Origin of the sequence: Arcobacter iocasae (genome assembly GCF_042214795.1) — a bacterium.
In the GTDB taxonomy this organism is placed as follows: domain Bacteria; phylum Campylobacterota; class Campylobacteria; order Campylobacterales; family Arcobacteraceae; genus Arcobacter; species Arcobacter iocasae.
This window is the reverse complement of the sequence record NZ_CP090177.1, coordinates 1,026,736-1,048,767: the sequence shown is the minus strand read 5'-3', so window position 1 is coordinate 1,048,767 and position 22,032 is coordinate 1,026,736. Positions and strand designations below refer to the sequence as shown.

Annotated in this window: 24 protein-coding genes; 17 read left to right on the top strand and 7 right to left on the bottom strand. The window is 28.8% G+C overall.

Annotated elements, in window-relative coordinates:
- Positions 1-398 precede the first annotated feature (398 nt).
- From LXN10_RS05345 to mltA, 5 genes are all read left to right on the top strand, one after another.
- Entirely contained in the window at positions 399-1,217 is an 819-nt protein-coding gene (locus tag LXN10_RS05345; RefSeq protein WP_375724855.1) for a heat-shock protein, read from the top strand.
- A 10-nt stretch (positions 1,218-1,227) separates the two neighbouring features.
- Complete coding sequence (gene grpE, locus LXN10_RS05340; RefSeq protein ID WP_375724854.1) at positions 1,228-1,827, top strand: nucleotide exchange factor GrpE; 600 nt, start codon at positions 1,228-1,230, stop codon at positions 1,825-1,827.
- Positions 1,828-1,966: 139 nt separating this feature from the next.
- Positions 1,967-3,850: a molecular chaperone DnaK gene (gene dnaK / locus LXN10_RS05335; protein ID WP_375724853.1), complete on the top strand. Its 1,884-nt coding sequence runs from the start codon at positions 1,967-1,969 to the stop codon at positions 3,848-3,850.
- Between the two features lie 11 nt (positions 3,851-3,861).
- Positions 3,862-4,143, top strand: coding sequence for a hypothetical protein (locus LXN10_RS05330; protein WP_375724852.1), 282 nt, complete (start codon positions 3,862-3,864; stop codon positions 4,141-4,143).
- Positions 4,144-4,206: 63 nt separating this feature from the next.
- On the top strand, positions 4,207-5,295 hold the full coding sequence (gene mltA, locus LXN10_RS05325) for a murein transglycosylase A (RefSeq protein ID WP_375724851.1): 1,089 nt from the start codon (positions 4,207-4,209) through the stop codon (positions 5,293-5,295).
- Between the two features lie 12 nt (positions 5,296-5,307).
- Here the strand turns inward: mltA and LXN10_RS05320 are convergent, their stop codons facing one another.
- On the bottom strand, positions 5,308-5,562 hold the full coding sequence (locus LXN10_RS05320; RefSeq protein WP_375724850.1) for a hypothetical protein: 255 nt from the start codon (positions 5,560-5,562) through the stop codon (positions 5,308-5,310).
- Positions 5,563-5,694: 132 nt separating this feature from the next.
- Here LXN10_RS05320 and LXN10_RS05315 point away from each other — a divergent pair, with 132 nt between their 5' ends.
- The gene (locus LXN10_RS05315; RefSeq protein WP_375724849.1) at positions 5,695-6,504 is read left to right on the top strand and encodes a phosphatidylserine decarboxylase; all 810 of its coding nucleotides are present in this window, start codon (positions 5,695-5,697) and stop codon (positions 6,502-6,504) included.
- A gap of 82 nt (positions 6,505-6,586) precedes the next feature.
- Entirely contained in the window at positions 6,587-6,802 is a 216-nt protein-coding gene (locus LXN10_RS05310; protein ID WP_375724848.1) for a hypothetical protein, read from the top strand.
- Positions 6,803-6,828: 26 nt separating this feature from the next.
- Here LXN10_RS05310 and LXN10_RS05305 read toward each other — a convergent pair whose 3' ends face one another.
- Positions 6,829-7,185: a rhodanese-like domain-containing protein gene (locus LXN10_RS05305; protein ID WP_375724847.1), complete on the bottom strand. Its 357-nt coding sequence runs from the start codon at positions 7,183-7,185 to the stop codon at positions 6,829-6,831.
- A gap of 125 nt (positions 7,186-7,310) precedes the next feature.
- On the opposite strand from LXN10_RS05305, the gene trxA reads away from it, so the two are divergent.
- A complete protein-coding gene (trxA, locus tag LXN10_RS05300) occupies positions 7,311-7,676 on the top strand; it encodes a thioredoxin (RefSeq protein WP_375724846.1) in 366 nt (121 codons plus the stop codon).
- 11 nt (positions 7,677-7,687) lie between these two features.
- Positions 7,688-9,421: a protein-disulfide reductase DsbD gene (gene dsbD, locus LXN10_RS05295; protein ID WP_375724845.1), complete on the top strand. Its 1,734-nt coding sequence runs from the start codon at positions 7,688-7,690 to the stop codon at positions 9,419-9,421.
- A gap of 12 nt (positions 9,422-9,433) precedes the next feature.
- On the opposite strand, the gene LXN10_RS05290 is transcribed toward dsbD, so the two are convergent.
- From LXN10_RS05290 to LXN10_RS05280, 3 genes are read right to left on the bottom strand one after another with little or no spacing between them, the layout of a single operon-like run.
- Complete coding sequence (locus LXN10_RS05290; RefSeq protein ID WP_375724844.1) at positions 9,434-11,968, bottom strand: HD domain-containing protein; 2,535 nt, start codon at positions 11,966-11,968, stop codon at positions 9,434-9,436.
- On the bottom strand, positions 11,965-12,714 hold the full coding sequence (locus LXN10_RS05285) for a sigma 54-interacting transcriptional regulator (protein WP_375724843.1): 750 nt from the start codon (positions 12,712-12,714) through the stop codon (positions 11,965-11,967). The genes LXN10_RS05290 and LXN10_RS05285 overlap by 4 nt, the downstream gene beginning before the upstream one ends.
- 35 nt (positions 12,715-12,749) lie before the next feature.
- Positions 12,750-13,613 carry a hypothetical protein gene (locus tag LXN10_RS05280; RefSeq protein ID WP_375724842.1) on the bottom strand — a complete coding sequence of 288 codons (864 nt, stop codon included), beginning with the start codon at positions 13,611-13,613 and terminating at the stop codon, positions 12,750-12,752.
- 149 nt (positions 13,614-13,762) lie between these two features.
- Between LXN10_RS05280 and LXN10_RS05275 the strand changes: the two genes are divergently transcribed.
- From LXN10_RS05275 to pyrC, 5 genes are all read left to right on the top strand, one after another.
- Positions 13,763-14,977: an ammonium transporter gene (locus tag LXN10_RS05275; protein WP_375724841.1), complete on the top strand. Its 1,215-nt coding sequence runs from the start codon at positions 13,763-13,765 to the stop codon at positions 14,975-14,977.
- 75 nt (positions 14,978-15,052) lie between these two features.
- Positions 15,053-15,391: a P-II family nitrogen regulator gene (locus LXN10_RS05270; RefSeq protein ID WP_129099476.1), complete on the top strand. Its 339-nt coding sequence runs from the start codon at positions 15,053-15,055 to the stop codon at positions 15,389-15,391.
- Positions 15,392-15,607: 216 nt separating this feature from the next.
- Positions 15,608-16,792, top strand: coding sequence for an ammonium transporter (locus LXN10_RS05265; protein WP_375724840.1), 1,185 nt, complete (start codon positions 15,608-15,610; stop codon positions 16,790-16,792).
- Between the two features lie 97 nt (positions 16,793-16,889).
- Complete coding sequence (locus LXN10_RS05260; RefSeq protein WP_129099478.1) at positions 16,890-17,228, top strand: P-II family nitrogen regulator; 339 nt, start codon at positions 16,890-16,892, stop codon at positions 17,226-17,228.
- Positions 17,229-17,263: 35 nt separating this feature from the next.
- Entirely contained in the window at positions 17,264-18,241 is a 978-nt protein-coding gene (gene pyrC / locus LXN10_RS05255) for a dihydroorotase (protein ID WP_375725327.1), read from the top strand.
- Positions 18,242-18,246: 5 nt separating this feature from the next.
- Here pyrC and fliM read toward each other — a convergent pair whose 3' ends face one another.
- Positions 18,247-19,341 carry a flagellar motor switch protein FliM gene (gene fliM / locus LXN10_RS05250; protein WP_375724839.1) on the bottom strand — a complete coding sequence of 365 codons (1,095 nt, stop codon included), beginning with the start codon at positions 19,339-19,341 and terminating at the stop codon, positions 18,247-18,249.
- A gap of 3 nt (positions 19,342-19,344) precedes the next feature.
- A complete protein-coding gene (locus LXN10_RS05245) occupies positions 19,345-20,394 on the bottom strand; it encodes a flagellar basal body P-ring protein FlgI (RefSeq protein ID WP_375724838.1) in 1,050 nt (349 codons plus the stop codon).
- Positions 20,395-20,484: 90 nt separating this feature from the next.
- Between LXN10_RS05245 and LXN10_RS05240 the strand changes: the two genes are divergently transcribed.
- The 3 genes from LXN10_RS05240 to LXN10_RS05230 are packed head-to-tail and all read left to right on the top strand — an operon-like array spanning position 20,485 to position 22,024.
- A complete protein-coding gene (locus tag LXN10_RS05240; protein WP_375724837.1) occupies positions 20,485-21,351 on the top strand; it encodes a hypothetical protein in 867 nt (288 codons plus the stop codon).
- Positions 21,348-21,617, top strand: coding sequence for a flagellar biosynthetic protein FliQ (locus LXN10_RS05235; RefSeq protein WP_375724836.1), 270 nt, complete (start codon positions 21,348-21,350; stop codon positions 21,615-21,617). Before LXN10_RS05240 ends, LXN10_RS05235 begins: the two co-directional genes overlap by 4 nt.
- A complete protein-coding gene (locus LXN10_RS05230; protein WP_375724835.1) occupies positions 21,617-22,024 on the top strand; it encodes a hypothetical protein in 408 nt (135 codons plus the stop codon). Before LXN10_RS05235 ends, LXN10_RS05230 begins: the two co-directional genes overlap by 1 nt.
- The last annotated feature ends 8 nt before the right edge of the window (positions 22,025-22,032 follow it).

Sequence of the window (22,032 nt, the reverse complement as noted above, 5' to 3'; positions counted from 1 at the left end):
GCCTTTGATGAAGCTAGAAGTTAGATGTTTATTTTCGGTAAAGCCCGAAACTGTTTGAGCGTAAAGAAGAGTGCTAAATGCACTCTTTAGTGAGTTTTGCAGGGCAGAAAATAAATATATAACTGGAAGGGAGCTTTGCCTTCATCAATTCGGCAGTCTTTTTTGCTTACTTTTTCGAGACCAAAAAGTAAGAGAAGCGAAGACTGCTAAGTCTTCAAGAGAGCAAAAATTTATTTTCATATATCTTTTTATTCCAATTTACTTAAAATTAAGTTTCTATAAACCCCACTAAATCAGCCCTAAACAACAAATTAGCACTTTTATTAATTAATTGCTAAAAAATACTTGACAAATAAACACTCAATTGAGTATAATTATTTAGCAGTTTAAGATTATGAGTGCTAAATAAACAAAATTGGTTGAAAATGATTGACAAAAAAGAGTTTTTACTACAATCTATTATCAAAGCATATATTGAGCATCTAGAACCAATAGGTTCTTCACAGCTTAAAAGTATGTATGATATTACATATTCACCAGCAACTATTAGAGGCTACTTTAAAAAGTTAGGTGATGAGGGCTATTTGGCTCAAGAACATGTAAGTAGTGGTAGAACACCTACAACTGAAGCATTACGACAATATTGGAGTTCAAAGTTAAACTTTAAACTTAATTTTGTAGATGAAAAAGCAGTTGATTATTATTCTTCTCAAGTTGGATTGACAGCATTTGTATTAGAACAAACTAGCGATGTTTTAAAAAATATACTTAATGTAGAAAATCGATATATGATTTTAGAGTTTTCAAGTTTTACTGTAACCGTAAAGTTTACAGATGCTCTTTATAGATTTTTAAGTGATATGATAGGTTTAGAGCTGATACATATTGTAAATATTTCTAAGCAAGTTGGCGCTTATGAAGTATATGAATCAGTAAACCAATTTTTAAAAAATAGAGACTTTAGGATTTTTAATACTAAAGAGTTTTTTTCCCTAGTATTAAGATTTAATTATGATGAAAATACTATTGAAAAGTTTCTAAAAGGAACTATTTTTGAGAGCATTGAAAATGCTATATATTTTGACACAATAGTCCCAGAAGGGTATATTGGTATTTGTCATGATTGTGTAATTAACAGTAAAGAATCTAAGCTTTTGGTGGTTGGAGAATTATCAAAAGATTATGAATTTTTTTATAATAAAATAAGTATGAATTAGGAGAGTTATTTTGAGTAAAGATACAGAAAATACGAATAATGAAGAGATAATACAAGAAGTTGAGACAAACGAAGAGTGTTGTAAAGATGAATCTTCATGTTGTAATGAAAAAGCTGCAAGTGAAGAAGTTAAAGAATCAACAACAGAAGACAAAGTTGCTGAACTTGAAGCTAAGTTAAAAGAGACAGAAGAAAAATATTTAAGAGTTCATGCGGATTTTGAAAATATCAAAAAAAGATTGGAAAAAGAAAAATATCAAGCAATTGATTATGCAAGTGAAAAATTTGCAAAAGACTTATTATCTCCAATTGATACATTAGAAATGGCATTAGCATCTGAAGAAGCAGCGACTAATCTTAGTGCTGAAGATTTACTTGCAAAACTAAAAGAGGGTGTAGAACTTACAATTAAGAACTTCTATACAGCTTTTGAAAAACACAATATCACAGTTGTCGAAACTGACGGTGAATTTGATCCAAATTTCCACAATGCAATTATGCAAGTGGATAGCGAAGATAAACAAACAGGTGAAATCGTGCAAGTTATGCAAAAAGGTTATATGTTAAAAGAAAGACTTTTAAGACCAGCAATGGTAAGCATCGCAAATTAGACTAAGAAGAATAATAGTGAGAAAATTTTTTATTTTTCACTATTCATTTTTCGTTTGATGCAAAGCATCATTGACCGCAATGTCAGAAAACTATTAATTGAATTTAAAATTTAATAATAAAAAATGATAAGGATATAAAATGGGAAAAGTTATTGGAATAGATTTAGGGACAACAAACTCTTGTATGGCAGTTTACGAAAATGGTGAAGCAAAAATTATCTCTAACAAAGAAGGGAAAAATACAACTCCTTCAATTGTTGCATTTACAGATAAAGGTGAAGTTTTAGTAGGTGATTCTGCAAAAAGACAAGCTATTACAAATCCAGAAAAAACTATTTATTCTATTAAAAGAATTATGGGTCTTATGATGGATGAAGAAAATGCTAAAGAAGCACAAGAAAAAGTTGGATATAAAATTGTAAACAGAAGTGGAGCTGCTGCTGTTGAAATTGGTGGAAAAGTTTATACTCCACAAGAAATCTCAGCTAAAATTCTTGGTAAATTAAAAGCTGATGCTGAAGAGTATTTAGGACAAGCTGTAACTGATGCAGTTATTACTGTACCTGCATATTTTAATGATGCACAAAGAAAAGCAACTCAAGAAGCTGGAACAATTGCAGGACTTAATGTACTAAGAATCATCAATGAGCCAACAGCTGCATCATTAGCTTATGGTTTAGATAAAAAAGGTGAAGAAAAAGTTCTTGTATACGATTTAGGTGGTGGTACATTTGATGTTACTGTTCTTGAAATTGGTGATGGTACATTTGAAGTACTTTCAACTGATGGTAATGCATTCTTAGGTGGAGATGACTTCGATAATAGAATTATTGATTGGTTAGCAAAAGAGTTCAAAGACGAAAATGGTTTTGATATCAAAACTGACAAAATGGCATTACAAAGATTAAAAGATGCTGCTGAAAATGCTAAAAAAGAGCTTTCATCTGCTGAATCAACAGAAATCAACTTGCCATTTATCTCTATGGGAAATGCAGGTCCTGTTCACTTAGTTAAATCATTAACAAGAGCAAAATTTGAGTCTATGACTGAAGATTTAATCAAAGAAACATTAGACCATATTAAAACTGCACTTAAAGATGCTGGTTTAGATAAAGGTGAAATTCAAGAAATTATCATGGTTGGTGGATCTACTAGATTACCAAAAGCAAATTCAGTTGTTAAAGAATTCTTTGGAAAAGATTTAAATAAAGGTGTTAACCCTGATGAAGTAGTTGCTGCTGGTGCTGCTGTTCAAGCTGGTGTATTAAAAGGTGATGTTAAAGATGTATTATTACTAGATGTTACTCCTTTATCACTTGGAATTGAAACTTTAGGTGGAGTTATGACTAAACTTATTGAAAAAGGTACAACAATTCCAGTTAAAAAATCTCAAGTATTCTCAACAGCTGATGATAATCAACCTGCTGTTTCTATTCATGTAGGACAAGGTGAAAGAGAATTTGCAAGAGATAATAAATCTTTAGGTATGTTTGAATTATCTGACATCCCAGCAGCTCCAAGAGGTGTGCCACAAATTGAAGTAACATTTGATATTGATGCAAATGGTGTTTTAAATGTAAGTGCTAAAGATAAAGGAACTGGTAAAGAAAATAAAATTACTATTTCTGGTTCATCTGGATTATCTGATGAAGAAATCGAAAAAATGGTACAAGAAGCAGAAGCAAATAAAGAGACTGATGCTAAGAAAAAAGAAGTAATTGAAATCAGAAATCAAGCTGATGCCTTATTACATACTACAAGAAAAACTTTAGAAGAAAATGGTGATGCTGTTTCTGAAGAAGAGAGTAAAAAAATTGTTGATGCAGCTGCTGCATTAGAAGAGCAATTAAAAGATGAAAACTCTACAAAAGAGCAAATTGAAGAAAAAGTTAAAGCTTTAACTGAAGTTTCTCATAAACTTGCAGAAGCAATGTATAAAAAAGAAGGTGACCAATCTGGAGCAAAACCAGATGCAAAAGCTAAAAAAGATGACGACGATGTTATCGATGCAGAAGTAGAGTAAAACTCTACTTCATGCAAACTATTCTTTTCCTTCTGATACTATTTTTAATAGTATCATTCTCTATTTTACTTTATTTTAAAACTAAGACTTCAAGACTACAAAAACTAAATAATGGCCAATGCCCCTCTTGCAATGAAAAAACAAAAGAGTTTTTTGATACAAAAACAAATACAAAATTTAGATATGAAATTATCACTACAAGATTATTAAAAGACCATGGCTGTTCTGGAATAAAAGAGATTGAATATGTTTGTAAATCTTGTGGTTTAAAAGAAGTTCACTCAATTAACTAAATATTTTAATTAAATTACTATTAACTAAAAAGTGCTAAAATCCCATGACAGGAGTTAAAACTTATGAAAAACCTTATATTTATTACTATTTTAATCGCCATTTTTTCAGGATGTGCTCCAAAATTTGAGAAAATTGATAATTCAAAGGCAAACTTGGAAAAGGTCTCTTTTTCTGATATAAAAGATTTTGAGAAAGATGATTTATCATTAGCCTTAGATGTTTTTAAAAAAGCTTGTACAAAAAGTTCTAGAAAAGAGACTTTTGAAGAGGTTTGTTTAAAAGCAAATGATACAACTAATCCAAAAGCATTTTTTGAAAAAAACTTTACTCCATACAAATTATATAATAAAAATGGAACTGATAAAGGAACAATCACAGGCTATTATGAGCCTTTATTACATGGAAGTTTTACTAAAACAGATAAATATAAATATCCCGTGTATAAAGTACCAGATGACCTGATAACTGTTGATTTAAGAAGTATTTATCCTCAACTTAAAAAATACACTTTACGAGGAAAACTTGTAGGTAATAGAGTTATTCCTTATGATGCAAGAAAAAAAATAGCCAAAAATGAAGAAGATGATGTTTTATTATATGTTGATAATAAAATAGATTTATATTTTTTGCATATTCAAGGTTCTGGAAAAGTGGAGTTACCAAGTGGAGATATTGTAAATGTAGGCTATGCAAATCAAAATGGGCAACAGTATAAATCTATTGGTAAATATATGATACAAAAAGGTTATATAGGTGGAAAATCAAACTATAAAGCTTCCGTTCAAGGCATGAAAAAGTGGTTTAAAGATAATCCTACAAAAGTTGATGAAGTAATGAATAAAAATCCAAGCTATGTATTTTTTGAAAAAAGATCTCAAGGTGCAACTGGAAGTTTAGGTATTGAATTAGTACCTGAAAGAACTTTAGCTGTTGATACAAGATATATACCTCTTGGAATGCCAGTTTTTATAAATACTAAAAATCCAGTTACAAATGAAGAGATAAATCAATTAATGGTAGCAGCAGATACAGGTGGAGCTATTAAAGGTGAAATTAGAGCTGATTTTTTCTGGGGTTTTGCAAAAGAAGCTGAAAAATATGCGGGAAGAATGAAGGAAGCGGGGGAACTATATATTTTAGTTCCCAACTAAAGGTTAAAACCTTTAGTGTGAACCACATCCACCACCACAGCATCCGCTTGTTGTATTAGTTGGAGCTTCTTGTTTGAAAGAGATTACAAAGTTATTGTTATCTTCCACTAGTTGGAAATCGTGTTTACCACAGAAGTCTTCATTCATAGTTGTTGTCATTGCCATAGCTTTTGCTAAAGCGTCGTCTTTGTTTTCTATTTGTAAATTGCTTTCTAAATCACTTCTTTTAAAACAACCACAAACATGTTCTACTTGTATATTATGCATATTATTATCCTTTTATATTAATAATGGAAGAGTATCAAATTAATATTTTTTTATTCTTAGGAACTTAAGTTAAATAGTAATTTTAAAAATCAAGTGATAATTAGGTAGAATACATTTTTTATAAGGATTAAAATGCATATTACAAATTTGATTTCACAGTATTTTGGTAAGTTTGCAAAAAAAGAGTTTCCATCTTTTTTTCAAAGTATTATAAATAGCATTTATGTGAAAAGTTTCCAATTAGATATGAGTGAGTTTAGAAACCCAAGATATTATAAGTCTTTAAACGATCTATTTACAAGGGAATTAGCAATTCAAAGGGAAATAGATTCTGATGATGATTTGGTTATTTCACCAACTGATTCTTTAATAACAGAATGTGGGGCTTTGAAAAAAGATACTTTATTACAAATAAAAGGTATGGAATATAATGTTGAAGAGTTATTAACATATCATGTAAAAAAAGATAATTTAGAAAAAGTGATTGATGGAACTTTTATGAATTTTTATCTTTCTCCAAAAGATTATCATAGATATCATGCACCTTGTGATTTTAAAGTAACTAAGCTTATACATGTACCAGGAAAACTTTACCCTGTAAATTTAAAATATCTAAATAAAGAGATAGATTTATTTTGCCAAAATGAAAGAGTTATTTTAGAGTGTTTTGATAAAAATAGAAAACTTTTTTATATGGTATTCGTGGGTGCTTTAAATGTTGGGCAAATGGTATTTGAATTTGAAAGTGCAGTTGAAACAAATGTTGATGCAAAAGAGATAAAAGTCTATGAATATGAAGATTTAAATATTAAAAAAGGTGAATGTTTAGGTTATTTTAAAATGGGCTCAACTGTTGTTATGATTTGGGAAAAAGATAGCATAAAGATAAAGAATTTAACAAATCAGAAAATCTTATTTGGCTCTGTTATTAGTAAAAACTAAAAAACTAAGTTATAATAACTAAGTTTAACATTCTAAAAGTTTATTTTTGTAAAATGTTATAAATCAAACAAAAGGAAAAGATATGTCTACAACTACTGAATTAGCAGAAATTCAATTAGCAGGAACAAAAAAAGGTAAGATATTTATTTCTAATATTACAGAACCTTATGGAAAAGGTACTGATGATGTTGTTAGTATTGGTATTTCATTAAATGGTGAAAATGTTGAGTGGAAATCTCATATTCCTTATGCAAACTTAGATGAAGTAATCGAAGTTTTACAAAAAGCTAAGAAATAATAAAGAAGCCAAAAACTTGGCTTCTTTTAAAAAACAACTTCTTTATTTTGTGCTAACCACAAAGCCATTCCACCTTCTAAGTGGTAAGCATTTTCATAAGATAATTTATTTGCTAAAAAATCACCTACAGTTTTAGTTCTATTGGCATGGGCACAGACTAAAATAAATTTTTCTTTTTTGTTTTTGACAATTTCTTTAAACTCTTTTAACCATTTTTCCAAATCATGTTGTCCATATTCATTAAAAAAAGTTAATTTATGTGCACCTTTTATTATTCCAGTTGTTTCAAATTCATCTTCTCTTCTAATATCTATTATTGGTGTATTTTCATTTATAAAGGGTTCTATCTCCTGTGGGAGGATATTTTTTAAAGTATTATTCATCATAAATCCTAATAATTTTTCCCAATCTTACATAAAGAATTCTTATAATAAAGTATAGAATAAAAGTTAATTGACTAAACAATATTTACACACTTTTTTACTATAATTACACAAAAGGAATTTATATGAAAAAATTTATAATTGTATTTGCTTTATTTATTACTAGTTTATTTGCATATGAGCATTTAACAGTAGACGATATGGCAGAAAAAATAAAGGACAAAAAAGTTATTGTAGATTTTTATGCTTCATGGTGTCCCCCTTGTAAAATTATTGGAAAAAATCTAAATGAATATGCTGATACTAAACCAGATGAAATAACTATTTATAAAGTAGATATTGATGATCAAAGAGAACTTGTCACTAGATATGGAGTTGAAAGTATCCCGACCATTTTGTATATGAAAGATGGTAAGATAATAAAGTCTATTGTTGGTATACAAAGTGTTAGTGATATAAATAATAATGTTAATAAATATTTATTAAAATAGTAGGATATTAAATGAAAAAATTAATTCTTTTATTTTTTAGTTTTGTTTATCTTTTTGCTCTTGAGCAAGATTTTTTATCTCCAAGTGAAGCATTTAAAGAGAGTTTTGAAACTAAAAACAACAGTATAATCATAAATCTTGATTTAGGCAAAGATATTTATTTATATGCCGATAAAGTAAGTGTAAAAATAAAAAAACCTCAAGAATTTGATATAACTAAAGAATTAGTTTTACCAAAATCAATACCTTATGAAGAGTATATTATTTACTTACATAATTTAAATATTGAAGTTCCATTTTCCCTATTAAAATCTAAAGTTGATGCAAAAGAATATGAAGTCGAATTGAACTTTCAAGGGTGTTCAAAAGCTGGACTTTGTTATGCCCCTATGAGTAAAACAACTATTGTAAAAATACCAGATGATTTTGTAACTCAAAGTACTGCTATTTCTTCAAAAAGCAGTAGTGATTTAAATGAAACAGATACTATTGCAAATAGTTTAAAAGATGGAAATTTCTTTATTATTTTACTTACATTTTTTGGATTTGGACTTTTGTTATCTTTGACTCCTTGTGTTTTTCCTATGATTCCTATTTTGTCTTCTATTATTGTAAAAGCTGGACAAAATGAACAATTAACTACCAAAAGAGGTTTCTTTTTATCATTGGTTTATGTGATTTCTATGTCTTTAGCATACACAATTGCTGGAATAATTGCAGGACTTTTTGGGGCAAACTTACAAGTTGCACTCCAAAATCCTTATGTTTTAAGTGCTTTTGCAGCTATTTTTGTAGCTTTAGCTTTTTCAATGTTTGGATATTATAAATTAGAATTACCACAAAGTATTCAAAATAAAATTAACAAAACAACTGAAGGAAAAGAAAAACAAGGAATTTTTGGAATAGCAATAATGGGATTTTTATCAGCTCTTATTGTAGGTCCTTGTGTTGCTCCACCACTTGCTGGTGCGTTAGTTTATATTGGACAAACAGGAAATGCCATTTTAGGTGGGGCTGCTTTATTTGTGCTAAGCCTTGGAATGGGAGTGCCACTACTTTTAATTGGGCTTGGGGCTGGAAAGTTTATGCCAAAACCTGGTGGTTGGATGGAAAATATTACAAGAATCTTTGGAATAGTCATGTTAGCCATTGCTATTTGGATGTTAGACAGAGTACTTGAACCAATTATTATTATGTATTTATGGGCACTATTACTTTTAGGAACTGCCCTTTATTTAAAACTTTATGAGCATATTTTAATAAAACTTATTACTTTAGTTATTTTGATATATGGAGTTTTAGTTTTTACAGGTGCTGTAAGTGGTGCAACAAATGTTTTAAATCCTTTGGAGAAATTTACTTCAAGTAAAGTTGTTTCTACAAGTGAAGCTGGAATTACATTTAAAAGAATTAAAAACTTAACAGAGTTGGAAGAAGAGATTAAAAAATCAGATAAACCAGTTATGTTGGATTTTTATGCTGATTGGTGTGTGGCTTGTAAAGAGTTTGAAGCGACTACTTTTAAAGATGCACAAGTTATACAAAAGCTAAAAGGTTTTACTCTTCTTCAAGCTGATGTGACAGCTAATAACCAAGATGATAAAGAGTTACAAAAGAAGTTTAGCATTATTGGACCTCCTGGAATAATCTTTTGGGATAAAGATAATAATGAGATAAATGCATCAAAAATAGTTGGATATAAAAATTCAAAAGAGTTTTTAGAAATACTTAATAAACATTTTTAGTAGTAGCGACTTTTAGTCGTTACTACAAATCATTTCTACAATTTTCTCAGAATTAACACTAAAATTACCATTCTTTTCAATTAAAAATAGATCTCTTACTCTTTTTTTGTTTAATGATAGTTTTGCACTTTCTATTTCTACACCAAAGTCATCAAAGATTTTTGTAATGTATGCTAATAAACCTTTTTGATTTATAGCATTTATTCTCATACTTGCTAAATATGAAGTATGATTACAATTTACTTCAACTTCATTTTTTAGAATAACAGGTTGTTTTAAAGTTAGTTTTTTACTCATATCAAAAGAGGCATTTATAATCTCTTCTATATGTAATAAATCCCCATCATCAACTTTTTCTGTAAATTGGATTTCAAAACATTTTTTATCATCAAATAGTTTAAAAATATTCATAACAGAAATATCTAAAAACTCCAATTTACCAAGTAAATAACCCAAGTTTAGAGGAATCTTTCTTATTATTCTTATTGTTAGGGCTTTTTCGTTTAATATTTTATATGTGTAAGTCTCTACTTCTTTTGCTTTAAGTACTAAGTCTAAAATATCAGCAGCTTTTAGTTGTAAGAAGATTTGATTTGAGGCAATATATGTTATTTTTTTCTTTAGTATTTGAGGTAAATCATTATATTGTTTTAGTTTTTTGATACTATTTATTTTTGCGATTCTTCTTGAACTTTCAGTTAAAAGAGTAGTGTTTTCAAAGGCATATAGAGTTTGATGATATAACTCTCTTAATAATGTTGAAGTTGAACTTTTATAGATATTTTTACCAACAGCAGAAATATCACCATAAGTTAAAACAAATAACATATCTAAAAACTTTTTATTTTGAACCAATCCTGAAAAATTTCTAATAACCTTTTCTGAGTATATATCTTCACTTGTGGCTACTTTACTCATCATATTGTGATATCTTATTAGTTTTGCTATAACTTGGGTATGCTCTGCTTTAAAACTAAGTCCCCTTGCCATATTTCTAAATAGTTTTTCACCTGCAATATGATGATCTGTAATTCTTCCTTTTCCCACATCATGGAAAAATGTTGCAATTTTTATTATTGATTGTTCTGTTTTATCAAAACTTTCATATAACTCTTTTACAAATTCATCTTTTATATTACTTAGGTGTTTTAATGTTTTTATAGAGTGTACATCAACAGGAAGTTCATGGTATCCATCAAATTGCGGTTGATTTATTATTTTTTTAGTAATAGGAAATATTGACTCAAATATTCTTGCATTGTAAAGAAGTTTTATAATTGGGTATAAAGACTCTTTATAAAGAAGTCTTCTTAATAATAGTTTATGCTCTTTTGTCTGCTTTTGTGGCAGAATAGTTTTACTAGCATAATAAACATATGATTGGTCAAATCTTTCTACACTTATTGGTAAAGATATAAGTTCTTTTAAAAATGCAGTTAGAGTTTTTGGTTTATTGAAATAAGAAGTATATATTTTCCCTTCATAGATAAAAAGATTCTTTTTAAATCTATTCTCTCTAACTAAATCATAATTTTGGTTTTTAAACTCTAAAGCTCTTGTGAATTTTTTAGTTAAAATATTTGTAAAGAAGTGAATATTATGTAAAGACTCAAAAATTTTATTCATAGCTTGAGTCTCTTTTGTTTTTCTTGGAGTATGTTTAAATCCAAGTTTAGTACTTAACTCTGGCAAAATATCAAAATTTACGGTATCTAGTTTTTTCTTTGCAATATTATGTAAGTGATTTCTTACTTGAAAAATATACTCTAAAGATATTCTATATTTTTTATACTCTTCTTCCGTAAACTCTTTATCCATAAGATGTCTTAGTCTTGTAACTCCAAAAACTACATTTGCAATCCAAAAGACCATGTTTGCTTCTCTCATACCACCATAACCATCTTTTATATTTGGTTCCATTTTTAAAGGGTATTTTAAAAGTCTATCCATGTGTTCTTGTTTTTTTTCTAAGATAAATTGAAGTTGGTCAGTTTTTCTTATTCTACTTAAGACATTTTCATAACCAAACCATAGATATTTTGACCCATAAATCAATCTTGATTCTATGATGGCAGTTTTGATTGTAATATCTTCTTTAACAGATTCTGCTACATCATTAAGTTCATGAACCCTAGAACCTAGCTTTAATCCACAGTCCCAAGCTAAAGTAATAAATTCTTGAATAATATTTTTGATATTATAACCCTTGACATCTTCATATAATAGCAATAAATCTATGTCAGAGTAAATACAAAGTTGCTCTCTTCCATAAGATCCTAAAGCAATGATAGAAATTGGAATAGAAGTACTCATTGGTTGGTATGAGCCAAAATTCTTTCTAAGAATATATTTGTAAAGTGAGATTAAAAACTTATCAGTGACTTTTGTATGTTGTACAAAAAAATCTTTTCCACCATTTGTATCAATACTTGTATCAATAGAGTTTACATAACCTTGGATATATTTTTTGAATACTTTTGATATTTGAAAGTCACTGGCATTTTTTTCTATAAGTTCTTCAACTTCTAGATTCATTTCATTAATCATATTAATTCTTTGTGCATCTCTAGTTTTTTTCTTAGGGTTATTCTATTTAAACCTAGATTTTTTGCCATTTGTACTTGAGATTTGTATTTCTTTTGTGAGGCACGAAGAAGAGGAGCTTCAAATAGATATACAAAATCTCTATAACCATTTTCACCATCCATATTATCAAGAATATAGTTTTCTAAAAGCATCATAATCTCATTTTCACCAATTGATTCAAAAAGGTAAGAGAAGAATATTGATTTTCTTAAACTGTAGGCATTTTCATGGGTATTTACTATTAGTTTAGAAGGTTTTTCATCTATTCCTAAAATCTCACCTGCCTCTTTTGCAAACTTATTTGCTAAAGGTTTTATATCTTCTTTTCTTGTGTCCAAAGGTGGAATATTTATTGTTATAGAAAATATATCTGAGAGTTTTTCATTTAGCTCATCTTTTTTTGATGTTGCTATAACTTTAATAGAGTTGTTTTCAACCCAGTTTATAAATAAATCAATATTTGTAATTTCATCAATATTTTCAATTATTACAGTACAGTTAGAAATAGAAATTACATTATCACTTATATCATCTTGCAAAGTCTTTGCATTATAAATATTTGAATCTTGTGTAATATATTTTGCTAAACTTTTTTTCCCTACACCTTTTTGTCCAGTTATTAACGCATTGATATCCAAAGATTTTAGTAGTTCTGCTGAGTTTTTTATTTCTCTAGATATTTCTGAAAAAGCTATAAATTCTTGCATAATTATCCTCTTAATTTTGTATATATAGTATACAATTATTTAGATTTTTTTGAAGTTAAATAAATGAAAATTGATAGGGCAATGATGATAAAAGATATACCAGTTATTAAATAAAGTGCATTTATCATTTGAGTGTAATTTTCTATTGCTATTTTAAAAACTACCATTAAGCCTTCAATTGATAGGGCAATAATAATTGTGATTAAGAATTTTGTTACCATTTTTGTATCTACTTTAGAATTTCTTGAATAAGATTTAAAATATACTTCTTGTTCTAATATTGTTTTTGCTAAATCAAATATTGCTATTCCAAGTGTAAGTGCAATTATAGGTTTAAATATAGCGTCAAGAGTAAAATCACCGTGAAAAACCATACTTGTCAAAAAAGTACCAAGTGAGTAAATTATAAGAAATAAAGCAAGCAATGCTAAAGAAAAACCAGCTATACCATAAAATATTTTTGTAAGTGTATGAAAGGGTTTGTTTAATTCTATTAATTCTAATCTTTCAAGTAAAGTCTCTATTTTAAAATCTAAAAAAATAATAATATCATCTTCTTTTATTGTAAGTGTTATACAATTACTTCTTGTGGCACTACTTATATAAGGAGAAGAAAAAGCTGTTGTTTTATCCTTAAAGTGTAATTTATCTAAGATATATGTACGACTTTCATTATTAGCACTTTTGTCTATTCTCTTTTTAAAGTAGTTTGGAGAATTTTGTATTTTCGTATCTTTATTTACTGTATAAACTAATTCTAGTGAAGGAAAAATAGAAAATAAGTTTGAAAAGTTACTTCTCTCATAATCTTTAATACTTCCTAAATTATGGATACTATTTAATATAAAGTCTTCCACTTTGTCTTTGTTTACATCATATATTGTTAAAAACTCTTCCATTTATATTTTCCTTATTTAATCTGTTTAGATTATAGCATTTTAATTAAAAGTAGAAAAAATCATAATTGTATACTAATTATACAGATTAAGACTAGCGAAAGTTTATAATTTATTTTATACTTTCTTATATCAATTTGAAAAGGAAAAAAATGGAAAATTTTGCTGATGTAAAATATGTTCTTGATGGGTTCTTATTTATTGTAATGGGAGTCCTAGTAATGTGGATGGCAGCTGGGTTCGCTATGTTAGAATCTGGTTTAACAAGATCAAAGAATAATGCTACGGTATTAACAAAGAATCTTGCTTTATTTGCAATTTCTTGTATGATGTATTATTTTGTTGGTTACAACTTAATGTACGGAGATGGTGGATCTATCATGGGTAGCTTCTCAACAATTAGTATGGTAACTGCTGCTGATGCTGCATATCCTGCTGCTGCTGACTTCTTCTTCCAAGTTGTATTTGTTGCTACTGCTGCTTCTGTTGTTTCAGGTTCAATTGCAGAGAGAATGAAATTATGGCCTTTCTTAATCTTTACAGTGGTTTTAAGTGGTGTTATTTATCCAATACAAGGACATTGGTCTTGGGGTGGAAGTGAATTAGGTGGGGTTATGGCTGGATTCTCTGACTTCGCAGGTTCTACTATTGTTCACTCTGTTGGTGGATGGGCTGCTTTAGCTGGTGTTCTTATCTTAGGAGCTAGAAAAGGTAAATATAGTAAAGATGGAACAGTGAGACCAATTCCTGGTTCAAATTTAACATTAGCAACACTTGGTACATTCATTTTATGGATGGGATGGTTTGGATTTAATGGTGGTTCTCAATTAGCACTAGGTTCAAAAGCTGATATTGATGGTATTGCTTTAGTTGTTGCTGATACAAATATGGCTGCTTGTGCAGGTGCTATTATGGCTGCAATTTTAACTCAACTTATTTACAAAAAAGTTGATTTAACTATGGTATTAAATGGTGCTTTAGCAGGACTTGTTTCTTGTACTGCAGGACCAGACTTAGGTATGATGGTTGCATTTATTGAAGGTATTGTTGGTGGTGCTTTAGTTGTATTTGCTGTTCCTATGTTTGATAAATTAAGAATTGATGATCCAGTTGGTGCCTTATCTGTTCACTTAGTTGCTGGTATTTGGGGAACTTTAGCTGTAGGTATCTTTAATCCAGAAGTTACAATCATGGCTCAAGTAAAAGGTATCGTTATTGTTGGTGCGTTTGTTTTCATAGCTTCATTTGTAGTATGGAAAATCTTAGATCTAATTGTTGGATTAAGAGTAAGTGAAGAGATTGAGGTTCAAGGTTTAGATATCCATGAAACTGGACTTGAAACTTATCCTGAGTTTAAAAGAGCATAAGTGCTTATAGAAGGTAAGAACTCTTACCTTTTTAGAAAAGATGAATTTTTTGAAAAATATTAAAAGGAACAAAGAATGAAAAAAATCGAAGCAATCATCAAGCCTTTTAAACTTGAAGATGTAAAAGAGGCTTTAGTTGAAAGTGGTGTTACTGGTATGACAGTAAATGATGTTAAAGGTTATGGTAGACAACAAGGTCACTCTGAGTTATATAGAGGTGCTGAGTATATTGTTGATTTTTTAGCTAAAATCAAAATTGAATTAATCGTAAATGATGAAGATGTAGATAAAACTATTGCAACTATTTCAGATGCAGCAAAAACAGGTAAAATCGGAGATGGTAAAATTTTCGTTACACCTATTGAAAATGTTGTTAGAATTAGAACTGGTGAAACTGGTAGCGAAGCAGTTTAGTTTAAAAAAAAGTAAAATACCAAATTACTTTTACAAAATACAAAGAGTGTTATCTTTAACACTTCTTTGTTTTGTATATAATATATACAAAAACTTATCCAATTAACTTAATATTAAAAAAAATCACTTTAATTTGTGTATAAAAAACACCCACATAAATAAATAAAAAATTAATTACATAATATATAATTTGTTAAAAATATTAAAAGGATAATAATGGATGCAAATATTGCTTATGTAATTGACACCTTTTTTGCACTTTTTGCAATGACTTTAATCATTTTTATGGTTCCTGGGTTTGCTATGTTGGAAGCTGGACTTGTGCGTACTAAAAATGTTAGTGCAGTTTTGATGGTAAACACTATGATTTATGCAGTGGCTTCACTTGCTTTTTTATTAGTTGGTTATTCTGTGGCCTTTGGTGATTTTGGAAGTGATAGTATGAGTAAATGGGCTGCATTTTTATTTCAAATGGCATTTGTTGGTAAAGTTATTAATATAATGTCTGGGGGAGTTAGTGAAAGGGCAAAAGTTTTACCCCTTGGATTATTTACAATTGTTATGGGTGCATTAATTTATCCTATAATTGTAAATTGGTCTTGGGGAAGTGATATGTTAAAGAGTACTATTTTAGATTTAAATATGTATGATTTAGCTGGTTCAACTGTTATTCATAGTACTGGTGGTTGGGCATTATTAGCTGCAATATTAATAATTGGAGCTAGAAGGGGAAGATATCCTAAAGAAGGAGGGGTAAGAGTAATACCAGCTTCTAATATTCCCCTTGTAACTTTAGGCGCTTTTCTTTTATGGATTGGATGGTTTGGTTTTAATGGTGGAAGTATTGGCTCAATCGCATCTAAAGAGAATGCAGATGCTGTTGCCTTAACTATAATGAACACAAATACAGCTGGTCTTTCAGGAGCAATTCTTGTAGGTATTTATATGTATTTTAGATATCATAGACTTGATATTACCATGGTATTAAATGGGGCACTTGGTGGTTTAGTTGCGATTACAGCAGGTCCAAATTTATATGATATTTATACTCCTATTTTAATAGGTGCAATCGGTGGAGTTTTGGTAATTTTTGGAGTTAGTTTCTTTGATAAACTAAGACTTGATGACCCAGTTGGAGCATTATCTGTTCATTTATTAAATGGTATTTGGGGAACTTTAGCTGTTGGGATTTTTGCCTCAAATGGAGATGATATAACACTTCTAGGACAATTAAAAGGTGTAGTTGTTGTAGGAGTGTTTGCTTTTATCTCATCTTTTATCGTATTATATGTAATTAATAAGTTTGTACCATTAAGAGCAGAAAAAGATGAAGAGATGCAAGGATTAGATGTAGATGAATGTGGACTTGAAGCATATCCAGAGTTTAAACGAGCATTCTAAAACTGTAGTAAAAATAGTGTATTAAGCTTGATTTAAAAAGATTAGGTTTATTTAAAACTATTTTGTTAAAATATAAGAATTAAAAAAAGGATTAAAATTGAAAAAAATTGAAGCAATAATCAAACCATTTAAGCTAGAAGATGTAAAAGATGCATTAACAGAAGCTGGAATTACGGGTATGACAGTTTCTGATGTGAAAGGTTATGGTAGACAACAAGGTCACTCAGAATTATATAGAGGTGCTGAGTATGTTGTAGATTTTTTACCAAAAATCAAAATAGAACTTATAGTTGCAAACAAAGATGTTGATTCAACTATCCAATTAATTACTGAAGCGTCTAAAACTGGAAAAATTGGAGATGGTAAAATATTTGTTTCTCCAATTGAAAAAATTGTAAGAATTAGAACTGGTGAAGAAGACGAGGAAGCAATTTAGTGAGTAAAGAAATTACACTTAACTCACCTTTAGATATGCATCTTCACCTAAGAGATGGTGAGATGCTAAAATTAGTAGGACCACTTACTTCAAAAACTTTTGCTGGTGCTTTGGTTATGCCAAATCTTGTACCTCCTATTAGAACAAAAGAGGCTTTATTATCTTATAAAGCTAGAATTCTTGAAGCATGTAAAGGTGATACTTTTGAACCTTTTATGACTCTGTTTTTTCAAGAATATTCAAGGGAATTCTTAGAAGAAGTAAAAGATGAAATTATAGGTATAAAACTATATCCTGCTGGAATTACTACAAACTCAGAAAATGGAGTAGCAGCTATAGATGCCCAAAGTCTAAGACCCACTTTAGAGGCTATGAGTGATTTAGGTATTCCTTTATGTGTTCATGGTGAGACTAATGGTTTTGTAATGGATAGGGAAAAGGAGTTTATGCCAATATATGAAGGTTTGGCAAAAAGCTTTCCTAAACTAAAAATTATAATGGAGCATATTACGACTAAAGATGCTGTAGAATTATTAGAAAAATATGATAATTTATATGCGACAATTACTTTACACCATTTGATAATAACTTTAGATGATGTAGCAGGTGGAATGCTTCAACCACACCTTTTTTGTAAACCAATAGCAAAAAGATATGAAGATAGAGATTCTTTATTGAATGCAGCAATTACTGGTAATCCAAAGGTTATGTTTGGTTCTGATTCTGCTCCACATCCTAAGCATAAAAAAGAGTCTTGTGGTTGTGCAGCTGGTGTTTTTACTTCTTCTATTGCTTTGCAAGTTTTAGTTGAACTTTTTGAGAAACATGATAGTTTAGATAATTTAAATGCTTTTTTAAGCCTAAATGCTCAAAAAATATATGACTTTAAAGCTTTAAAAAAAGATATTACATTGGTAAAAGAAGAGTTTACCGTGCCTAATATCTATGAAGATTTTGGTGAAAATGTTGTACCTATGTACAATAATCAAAAGATAGCTTGGAGTTTAAAGTAAGAGACTTAATCGTCTCTTTCTGATAGTAATTGAGCAATCTTCTCTTGAGTCTCTTTAGCTTTTATAATTCTCTCTTCTCTCATTCCTCTTAAGGTCTCAAGTGTTTCCATTTTTTCATGATCAATATTAGCTTTTATTTGAACGGCTTTTCTATTATTTGATAGTCCACTAATTGCTAAGAATTTTTCTTTTTTATTTATGTAAAGTTTAGATGTAGCAGATGTTGAGTTTTTGTTAAATACTATTACATCTCCTTCTTTTAAATCTAATATTTCTGAAGTTTTTAAAACGGTTTCAGCCATAATTGCTTCTATATTCATTTTTGCACCAGAAATCAAAGTTGTAATATCTTTTTTTCTACTTGCTTTTTTATTTCTACCTTCTGCAAAGATTTTTGTAACAATTTTATTCAGTAAAGTCTCTATGTAAGAAATAGGGTAACAAATAGATAAAAACCCTGACTCTTCATCAATTGTAAATTCTAAAACAACAAGTAAAACAATCTCATGGTCAGAGATAATTTGAATAGCATTTGCATTTGTATCTCTTGATTCTATTTTAAAATTCAAGGTTGTAATCTCATCCCAAGCTTTGTACAAATGAGAAACAATTAATTTATAGAAGTGATCAAAAATCTCAACTTCGATTTCCGTTAATTCTCTATCTAAATTATCACTTGAAGCAACAGAGCCACTACCTAATAATTCTGCAATAATCTTATGTGAAATACCAGGATTACACTCAATTACTATTCTTCCATCAAGTGGTTTAATAGATAAAGTATTTAGTGAAGTTAATTGTGGAATTGATAAAATAAACTCACCATAGGTCATTTGTTCAATTGAGTATAGTTTTATATCAACTATTTTTCTAAGCATTGCTGATAGATCAGTAATAAGATCCCTTAGCATTTTGTCATGTAGTGTTGAGAATGCTTTAAATTGTTCATTTGAGATACGATTTGGTTTTTTGAAGTCATAAATTGAATAATTTTTTTCTTTTGATATTATTGGCTCATCGGCCGTCTTATCAATATCTTCACCTTGTTCGGCTATGTCTAAAAGAGCATCAATTTCATCTTGACTTAAAAATTCTGCCATCTCTTATCCTCTTATCTCAAGTTCTGCATCAAGAGCACCTAACTCTTTTATTAACTTTAAGGTATCAATTATATCACTCATTGGTAGTTTCATAACTTTCATCGCTCGCACTAAATCAGAAACTTTTGGTTGTCCTTTTGTATTAATCATAGTATTATCTAAATCAACAATAGGCTTATCAGCAATTACTATATCATCACCAATATTCATTCCTTTATTTACTTCCACATTATCCCACTGCTCATTATTTAAATCTGATTTTTTAATTCTTATAATGAAATTATCTTTTGAAACAGTAACTGGACCTATAGGAACTTCATTTCCTGATATTATCATTTGTCTGTTTAAATCAATAATAATTCTTTTTCTAAATGTTGAATCTAAATTTATAGTTTGAACTTGGGCGATAAATCTAACCATAGAAATATTAGGTGGTTTTTTGACAGTTACAGTTCTTGTATCTTCTGCAAAAGCAATCTTATCTCCAAATTTTTCATTTATTTTTCTTTGAATCATATCTGCATCAGTAGCCGATGCTTTTACTAAACTTAGCGTTAAGTCTTTTTCATTTTTTAGTGTAAAAGGAACTTCATTTTCAATCATAGCTCCCTCATAAATCATACCTGTAGTTTCATTATCTCTATCAGCTATAATTGTGCCTTGTGCCAGACCATATACATTACCATCTACACCTTTTAATTGGGTCAATAAAAGTTCACCATTATTGATTGATTTTGCATCACCAATGGCAGAAATTTTTACTTTTATTTTATCCCCTTGTCTTGCAAAAGGGGGAAGCATAGCAGTTACCATAACCGCTGCAATATTTTTTGACTTAATAGATGAAGTTGGTATTTTAATATATGAATTTCTAAGTAAGTTTTGTAAACTTTGCATAGTAAAAGTTGATTTGTCACCAGTCCCTGCAAGTCCCACAACTAGACCATATCCTAAGAGTTGATTCTCTCTAATACCAACAATATTTGTTATGTCTTTTATTGTTTGAGCGTAATTTGATGTAAAAAATAAAAAAAATAAAAAAATGAATTTCAAATAGTTTACCTCGTATAAATATTGATTTATTTTATCTAAATTTATATAAATTTTAGATATTATAAATGAAAAAATAAATTAGGAATATCTTTGAATATTTATATTTATGGCAATCAAAACTTTAAAAAAGATATTAAAGATGAATTAAGTAGAACTCTAATTGATTATAAATTAGAGGGAAAAGGCTTAATTCAAGAAGTTCAGTCTTTGAGTACTTTAAAAGAACTTATTGAAGATAATAGTGATGATATTTTTTTAATAGACGATGCTAAAATAATAAAAGAAAATTTAATAAATTCTAAAATAAAGTTTTTAAAACCTAAAGATGGAATAGAGCAAAGGTATTTAAAAGAAAAAGGTATTGAGGATTTTAGTGTTGATTCAATACATGATATTTCTAGATATATTTTAAAGAAAATGAAAGATTTGGGTTTAGATAATGAAATTGATGAATCTGATGAGGGAACACAAATTCATGATTCTATTACAAACATTGTAAATGATGCTTATGAAAGTGAAAGTTTAGATGAAGATTTAGACGATGAATATGAATTAAGTGATGATTTAAAAGATTTATTATCTCAAGATGAAGATGAAGTTGAAGAAAAAAATGAAATTGAAGAAGAAATTATCAATAAAGATGAAGAAATGATTGAAAATGATGAAAGTCCAATTACACAAACAGAGCCAAATGAATCTGAGGATTCGATGAAATCATTAGAAGATATTGAAGAATATATTAATCTGGAAGATATTACATCTTTAGATGAACTAAGTGAAGATGATATCTTAAATGTATTTAGTGGAAAAGAGATTAAGCCAAAAGTTGCAAAAAAAATCCAAAGTAAGGCAAAAGAGATGAGTATTAAACTTGATAATCCTAATGATATAAAAGAGTTTTTATCTAAACTATTGGAAAGTAAAGCCTTAGAAATTACTGTAAAGATAAAAGAATGAACATGGATTTAATGGGTATTGCCCAAAGTACAGTAAAAATTATTCTTTTATTAGCTTTACCATCATTACTTGTTAGTATGGTAATAGGACTTTTAATTTCTGTATTTCAAGCAGTAACGCAAATCTCTGATGCAGCTTTGAGTTTTGTGCCTAAAGTTATTTTAGTATCTGTTTTTATATTGATTTCTCTGCCTTGGATTGGTGATAATGTAAGTACATACACTAAAGAATTATGGAATATGATTTTAATGTATGGGAATAATTGATGATAAAAAAGCTTTTTAATCTTAAAAAATCTCAAACAGATCAAAAGTTAATGTTTAAAGCTGAACTTTTAAATTCAATTTCACTGTTTGAAGAGCAAATTAATGATTTAAAAAGAAATATAAATACAGCAAGTGTTGATAGATATGGGGCAATTTCAGATTTTATGGTATTGGAAATTCATAAAGATTCACTTAGAAGAGAAGCTAAGAAACTAGAGTCTCAGAAAAACTTTTTACTTTCAAAATTAACAAAAGTAAACTTAGAAATTGTACAGTTACAAAAAGAGTCTGAACAGTATGATTATTTACTAAAAGAAGAGAAAAAAGAGTTATACAAAAAATTACTTCTTGCAGAAGAAGAACAAGCAAGTGAGTTTATACAAAGTAAATATATTACAGGAAAATAAGGACACAG